General features: G+C 65.6%; 1 protein-coding gene. It reads left to right on the forward strand.

The genetic code is table 11. The features are described from left to right. Window positions 1-114: 114 nt before the first annotated feature. On the forward strand, window positions 115-1,045 hold a 931-nt coding region (locus tag ABZU91_RS32720; RefSeq protein ID WP_355249168.1), incomplete at its 3' end, for a hypothetical protein.

A 1,045-nucleotide genomic window follows, 5' to 3' on the forward strand; every position in this document is an offset into this window, starting at 1 on the left:
GAGCCGCCTTCGGCCGTCCATGCCGGCATTGCCGCCGATCAGCCCCGTGCGTCGACCGTCACCGACGAAGGCGTCAGCGAGCAGCACGCGCCCGGTGTGGTTGCCGCTGGTCACGTGGCTGATGTGCCATCGGGGCCTGGTGATGTCGATGTCGAGGTGGTGTCCGCGTCGGCTGTGTCGTTGACGGGGGCCTTCGACGCTCGTGGGGGTGTCGTCGGGGCGAGTGTCGATGTTCCCGAGGGAGCGAACGCGCAGCCGGCGGAAACGATGGATGTCGACATGTCTGGGGGTGATGGGACAGGGCAGGGTTTCGACCTGTCTGACGGGGATGGGCGGGAGCGGCTGTTGCCGGTGGGTGGGCGGGTGTTGCCGGCGGCGGATGTCGGGTCGTTGATTTCCCTGCCTGGTCGTCCTGATGTTCTGATGTGGATCGATGCGGTGCCCGGGGGCGCTGGTGGTCTGTTCGAGGCGGTGTTGGCCAGCGCCACCGCGCAGGGGGTGTTCCTGCCGCCGGATTTCGTTGTCGAGTTATCCGGGTTTGTTGGCGCTCCGGAGGGTTCGACGTCCGAACGGCCGTTGGTGCAGTTGTTCCGGCGCAAGATCTCTGAGTACTTCACCGATCAGGTCGTCGCGGACCTGGCTGGTCTTGAGTATTTCAAGGGGCGCTCAGCCGAAATGTGGAGTGAGTTTAGCGTATCGCGCCCGCATGACCGCCCGGCTGATGGGAGAATCCGCGAGATCGCATTCGGCATCATCGTCCTGGGGTCCGGGTCGTATCCCGAGGTGTTGCGGGAAGCCTTGCGGGAGCCGGAATCCTGGCAGTCCCAGGCCGGCCTCGAGATGCCCTACGTCCTGGCCCGGCTTCTCAACCTCGACATTCGCATTCTCGAAAGCACCGTCGCCGGCATCGTGGATGTGACTCACGTCCCTAACCCAGGCCACCCCGCGCTCTACCTCCACCGCAACGGCTACCACTATCGGTCCCTGCGTCCGGCCGGCGTGCCGGGCATCTCGATACTCGGCGCTGACACACTCCTTCACGACG

The sequence above is a fragment of the Micromonospora sp. NPDC005174 genome (assembly GCF_040608495.1).
Taxonomy (GTDB): Bacteria; Actinomycetota; Actinomycetes; order Mycobacteriales; family Micromonosporaceae; genus Micromonospora.